The sequence below is a fragment of the Vibrio bivalvicida genome (assembly GCF_001399455.2).
GTDB classification, from domain to species: Bacteria; Pseudomonadota; Gammaproteobacteria; order Enterobacterales; family Vibrionaceae; genus Vibrio; species Vibrio bivalvicida.
This window is the reverse complement of sequence record NZ_LLEI02000047.1, coordinates 1-5,885: the sequence shown is the minus strand read 5'-3', so window position 1 is coordinate 5,885 and position 5,885 is coordinate 1. Positions and strand designations below refer to the sequence as shown.

The window sequence follows — 5,885 nt, the reverse complement described above, 5'->3', positions numbered from 1 at the left end:
CGAGAAGCGAGAAGCGAGAAGCGAGAAGCGAGAAGCGAGAAGCGAGAAGCGAGAAAGTTTGAAGGGTTGGCATATAGTATCAACCCTTTCAATTACAATTCAGAAAACTAACTCCAAAAAACACCTCATAGTGTCTGTGTTTTTCGATTCAATCATCGTAACTACTTCTCGAAGGACAAAGTCCGATCTAGACTCTCGAAGCAAAGCGTTCTCGCGAGCGCAGCTCGATCTTATAGCTCATCAAACGCTTCAATCGCTTCAGAGAGCTTTTTCACGCCGTGGAGCTGCATACCTGGGATACCGCCTTTAGGCATATTAGCAGCCGGGACGATTGCTTTCTTAAAACCATGTTTAAATGCCTCATTTAAGCGTTCTTGTCCACTAGGTACAGGGCGAATCTCTCCAGCTAGGCCCACTTCACCAAATACCACCACGTCTTTCGGTAGCGGACGATCCCTAAAACTAGAAAGCAACGCCATGACCAAGGCTAGGTCAGCACTGGTTTCTGTTACTTTTACCCCACCGACGACATTAACAAATACGTCTTGATCGGCCATTTGCAGACCGCCATGTTTGTGTAGTACGGCAAGAAGTAACGACAATCGGTTTTGCTCTAGACCAACCGCGACTCGACGCGGGTTAGCTAATTGTGAGTAATCGACTAAGGCTTGAATCTCTACCAGTAACGGACGTGTCCCTTCCCACACAACCATCACTGAACTACCCGATGTTTCTTCTTCACCACGAGATAGAAAAATGGCAGAAGGGTTACTTACCTCTTTCAGCCCCTGCCCTGTCATGGCGAATACACCAAGCTCATTGACCGCACCAAAACGGTTCTTATGACTACGTAGCGTTCTAAAGCGACTATCCGCGCCACCGTCGAGCAAAACCGAGCAATCGATAATGTGTTCAAGCACTTTAGGCCCCGCTAAAGTGCCGTCTTTGGTTACATGACCAACAATAAACACAGACACATTGTTTTGCTTAGCGTAACGAGTAAGTGCTGTCGCGGCTTCTCTTACTTGCGCAATACTACCGGGTGATGACTGTACATCCGATACATGCATAACCTGTATCGAGTCAATAACCATAATTTTCGGCTGCTCTTTCTCAGCAATTTGGCAAATACGATCAACATTGGTTTCTGACAACATTTTAAGATTGTCTTTAGGCAAGCCTAGGCGAGAGGCACGCATCGCGACCTGTTGCAATGATTCCTCACCTGTAACATAGAGTGTCGGCATCTGTGAAGCTAAGTAGCACATGGTTTGCAGCAGCAGGGTTGATTTGCCCGCTCCGGGATTACCACCGATAAGGATTGCAGCACCGGGGACAACACCACCACCAAGCACTCGGTCGAGCTCTTTAAAGCCACTGGTGAAACGCGGTACTTCTTGTAGATCAATTTCAGATAAAGTCTGTACCTGTGCCTCTATGCCTGAACCGGCATACCCTGAAAGACGCTCATTACGCGCCACAGTAGGAGATGCCGCTAAACGTATCTCACTGATCGTATTCCACGCTCCACACGCATTACACTGCCCTTGCCAGCGGGGGAAGTCCGCTCCGCAATCATTACAAACGTATGCTCTCTTCGCTTTTGCCATGTAACCTCAGGTCTCTTAAATATTGTATTTGTGACGCAAACAGCATCCACGCTTGCGTATCTCACCATCTCTACTTGATTCGCTGTAACATATCACTAAAGATCTTTATATCAAGGTCGATATTTTGAGTAAGGGATACTCTAACAAAAAAATATGCAGCAGCCAGAAATACTCTCTCTTGCGGAACGTTTGATTCCTGCGTACAACTCTGACGATTTCGAGTTTCTTCTTGGTCAAATGACTGAGGGAGACCCACCGTCTGTCAAAATCTTGGTTAAGATGGAACTTAATCGTGTGATGGCTCCCTGTACCAAACCAATCGATCTCCGTGGGCGTGTTAAAGGAGAGTGCCGAGAATACGAACTCGATGGCCTTAAACACTGGCTTGATGATGTTGCTTTTAATGCTTATCACAAGAACACTCGCAAATTTGGTGGCTACACCGAAGGAGTTTGGGAAGCCCTCTGTAATACTCACAATAACTTCCGAGTTATGCAAAAACGCGGTAAACCGCTAGGCACAGAGATCACCAGCGAAATTAACGGCATCGATGTCGAAGCCGTAGTGATGGGCTATGACCTGAAACGTAGAGAAAATCGTCTGAAAGTCTCTTCCCAAATAGAGATCGAGCTATTGAGTGGGCAAATTGTCCACGCTGTTACCGTTGACCTATCTCCGTCCGGCGCTAAATTCAAAGTTCCGTCTGCGTTTAACTACAAACTCGGGGAAGTAATTAATGTTCGCCTGATTGAGTTAAGCAAAGCACTCGAAATCGAAGGCATTGATTCTATCATTCCTTACCGTATTGTCGGCATTGATGAATCTTACGAAAACGATGCAGTAAAGTACCTTCGACTTTTAAAACTCGATACCACCAATATTATTGAAGTGGTAATTGAATACATGCTAAAAAGCGAGGGGCAGAAGACTCGCCACGATAATCAAGACAAAATCATTCGTGCCCGGTCACGAGGTTTTGAACATACCTATCTCAAGCACACCTGCAACTTGCCAGTATTTTTTAATGGTAACGAGTTAAAGCTCGCCTTAATGACAGAGAATAATCAGAAGATCTGGCAATACTGGCACGATGAGCGCAACCAACAGAGTTTGAGCAATTTATTCAATAACCAACGCATGTCACTACTCACGACCGAAGGTATGAAAGGGAGCAGCAATGTCATCTACTCTTTTACCCATGAGCATCAGGATAAAACACTATTCTTCTCAATGATGATGCCTGAAGCCACACGCGAGTTGCGTCAACTTTTTTGGCATATTGGTGCCAAAAAAGAGAGCTGGAAAGTGTTTAGGCTATCTGTATTTGAACTATCGGCAGGGGAAAGGCTAGAACTTTCAGAACATACCAACGAACTCGGGCTTGAAACCTCTTCACTGACTCATTGTGGAATCTTGCAAGAAATTGCCGATGACACCAGCCGCCAAGACTATCTACTGGCTGAAAAACCTCGATTAGCGAGCAGTGAACTTAATCAATTTAGACATGTGCGAAACCCAGACAATAATCCCGTATGTATCTATTTTGATGCGAAATCTCGCCGCAAAGAACCAAGGTACCAATTTAAGTCACCAATACGGCTCTCTGAGCCTGATACTACGGCTTACGAAGGTATCAGCGTAGATATTTCTAAACATGGCGTTAGTGTTGCGTTAACAGCGCCATGCAAATTAAAAGCGGGCGAAACGTGCTCTATCAACTTTAAAGAATTGCAGCTCTATGACAAAAAATTACCACTAGACGACGTCCCTTACCGAGTGATCAGAGTTAGCCCAGGAGGAAAACAACTACAACTGGCGATTATTGAAGATAGTCATATCATGCGAACTATCGCTTTCTTTGGTACTTTAATCGAACACAATCAAGACAAGCTGAACGCTAAAAAAGAACTCTTGCCAAGTAATGAGCTACTTGAAGGGCTGCATGATATTCTGCTCGATAAAATGGTCAGTTCTCCACTGTTTATCGAAAAGAGAGGAGGTAGTTTGCGCCCGAAAGCGATCGGCATCAACTATCCGCTCAAACCATACCTAACCATTCTGGCTAAATTGGGCGATGAGAAAAACTTCTCTCTCGGACCAATTTACAAAGGCCGAACTAACACTCTACTCGCTCAACCAATGAAGCGGATTGAAGGGGCGCAACCTCAATATCATGAGTTGTACTTAACCACGGTCAAATTTGGTACCCGAATTCAATCCGTCGAGTCTAAGCTAAGTAGCGATTTTGATAGCCTAAAAGAGCGAATGATGTTTGTTAAAAATGCCCAGGCAATGGGAGAGTTTTACGCGATCCGAATTTGTGGTGCTCCAGTGTTTGATCCGATCACGGCTTTAGTGCGCAAAGATCTCGATGAACTGACGCAGATCAGCATGCATCACGCACGTAATTTGGAGAAGGACATTAATAATATCGTTGGGTACGGTGAACTGACTGACATCACCGAAGAAGTTTTGATCCGTTTAGGCTTAACCCAATAAAGAAAGCGAGGTACCAGCCTCGCTTTGACACTCTATGGCTGAGGCTTAAAACTCACCCGCTTCTGTTTAACTAATAGCGCAGATAAAATACAAATAATCCCACCGAGCCCTACGTAGCGCACGGCACTCTTTGCTTGCTGCTCAACTTTGGGTTTGGCGTGATAAGCAATACCTAAACCCGCCGCATCCATCATCACCAAGTCATTGGCACCATCTCCCACAGCAATGGTGTTGTGAGGTTCAATTTCATACTGATCTGCAAGTTTATCGAGGATATCGGCCTTAGTTTGTGCCGAAACAACTTCACCGAGAACTTTACCCGTCAGCTTGCCTTTAACGATTTCAAGTTGGTTAGACTGTGCATGGTCGAGATCAAGAAGCTGTTTAAGGTGATCCGAGAAGTAGGTAAAACCACCCGATGCTATAGCTGTTTTCCAACCAAAATGTTTTAGCGTGCCAATCAGCTCAGGTAAATCAGGCATCAGTGGCAGCTCGGCACGGACCTCACTTAAAATGGATTCTTTGGCGCCAGCAAGCTTACCCACACGCTGGCGCAAGCTTTGCTCAAAATCCAACTCACCTTGCATCGCGCGTTCGGTCACCTCTGAAACCTCTTCACCGACACCTGCTAATTTGGCAATCTCATCGATACACTCGATTTGAATCGCAGTCGAATCCATATCTAACACGATCAAACCCGGCTTTGAAAGATCCGGCATATCAACAAGCGTAGAATAATCCAACTCTAAGGCTTGCAAGATCTCTTCGTGTTGTTTCGTCAGCTCTCCAGCCATCAAGGCAACTTCGTATTTGCCTACCTTCCAAACATCAACCACCGCATTATAGTACCCAACAAAAAAGTCGATATCTTCGAACTGGCTCGGGCAAAGAAACTCACCAAATACGACCCAACCTGCATTTGCTTTATCGAACTGGGTAGCAAGTCGAGATTCTGGTAGGCGATTGATAAGAGGTATGTATTTACGTATAGAGAGGGTCTTTAACGTGTCCATGTCTACTATTCCTAAAAAGTCTCTCAACACGTTAACCTATTGCAATTTGGATGCGCAAGTCTCAATATGCTCTAAAATATAATTAAGTTCTATTTGGGTAAAAAATGGACTCATCTCTGTTTTCTTTTCGTACCGCGATAAAAGTACTCGCGACAATCTCTTTGATTGCTATGGTGGCAACCATTGCGATTAACAGTGTCAAAATTACGAAGGGTAACGAGCAGATTCAAGCTAACCAATTAGAAACACTGACCAATATTCTGATCTCGCAGGCATCACTTTCTGCCAGTGACATGATCATCAATCAAGATCAAGAGCGACTGCTCAAATTGTCCAATCAACTCGCTCAAGACGCCCTAGTTGTTGACGCAACCATTTACGACTCAGAAGGGATAAAACTCGCGGCAAGCCAAGAAGCCAAATCGGTACGCGAGATGCTTGGTCTAGATACCCCGCTACAGACAGCACGCATTGGTAAACAACAATTGGTGGAACCCGTTCTTCACGATGGTTCAATAATTGGCTTTGTGCGCATTACGTTTGAGACGGGTAAGCTTACCGCCTTTTCCGATCACTACTATCGGAAAAGTGACCGATACATGTACACTATGGTTGGGCTCAGTTTTGTTGCGGGACTGCTGCTCACCCTGATTATTCGCCGTAAGCCTAACAAGCAAAAAGGTGAGAATCTGTTGTTGAAGGATATGTAGCGAGAAGCGAGAAGCGAGAAGCGAGAAGCGAGAAGCGAGAAGCGAGAAGCGAG

At 45.2% G+C, this 5,885-nt stretch carries 4 protein-coding genes; 2 read left to right on the top strand and 2 right to left on the bottom strand.

All coding sequences use genetic code 11. The annotated features are described in order from the left end of the window. Positions 1-230: 230 nt before the first annotated feature. A complete protein-coding gene (gene radA, locus APB76_RS16465) occupies positions 231-1,610 on the bottom strand; it encodes a DNA repair protein RadA (RefSeq protein WP_054962001.1) in 1,380 nt (459 codons plus the stop codon). A 153-nt stretch (positions 1,611-1,763) separates the two neighbouring features. Here radA and APB76_RS16460 point away from each other — a divergent pair, with 153 nt between their 5' ends. Further along, a complete protein-coding gene (locus APB76_RS16460; RefSeq protein ID WP_054962002.1) occupies positions 1,764-4,109 on the top strand; it encodes a PilZ domain-containing protein in 2,346 nt (781 codons plus the stop codon). A 32-nt stretch (positions 4,110-4,141) separates the two neighbouring features. Here APB76_RS16460 and serB read toward each other — a convergent pair whose 3' ends face one another. After that, complete coding sequence (gene serB, locus APB76_RS16455; protein WP_054962003.1) at positions 4,142-5,122, bottom strand: phosphoserine phosphatase; 981 nt, start codon at positions 5,120-5,122, stop codon at positions 4,142-4,144. 104 nt (positions 5,123-5,226) lie between these two features. On the opposite strand from serB, the gene APB76_RS16450 reads away from it, so the two are divergent. Then, positions 5,227-5,832 carry a YtjB family periplasmic protein gene (locus tag APB76_RS16450; RefSeq protein ID WP_049842852.1) on the top strand — a complete coding sequence of 202 codons (606 nt, stop codon included), beginning with the start codon at positions 5,227-5,229 and terminating at the stop codon, positions 5,830-5,832. Positions 5,833-5,885: the final 53 nt, after the last annotated feature.

Excerpts from the sequence above, each read along its gene's own strand:
- radA (WP_054962001.1), bottom strand. The coding sequence starts at position 1,610 with ATGGCAAAAGCGAAGAGAGCATACGTTTGTAATGATTGCGGAGCGGAC.
- APB76_RS16460 (WP_054962002.1), top strand. The coding sequence starts at position 1,764 with ATGCAGCAGCCAGAAATACTCTCTCTTGCGGAACGTTTGATTCCTGCG.
- serB (WP_054962003.1), bottom strand. The coding sequence starts at position 5,122 with ATGGACACGTTAAAGACCCTCTCTATACGTAAATACATACCTCTTATC.
- APB76_RS16450 (WP_049842852.1), top strand. The coding sequence starts at position 5,227 with ATGGACTCATCTCTGTTTTCTTTTCGTACCGCGATAAAAGTACTCGCG.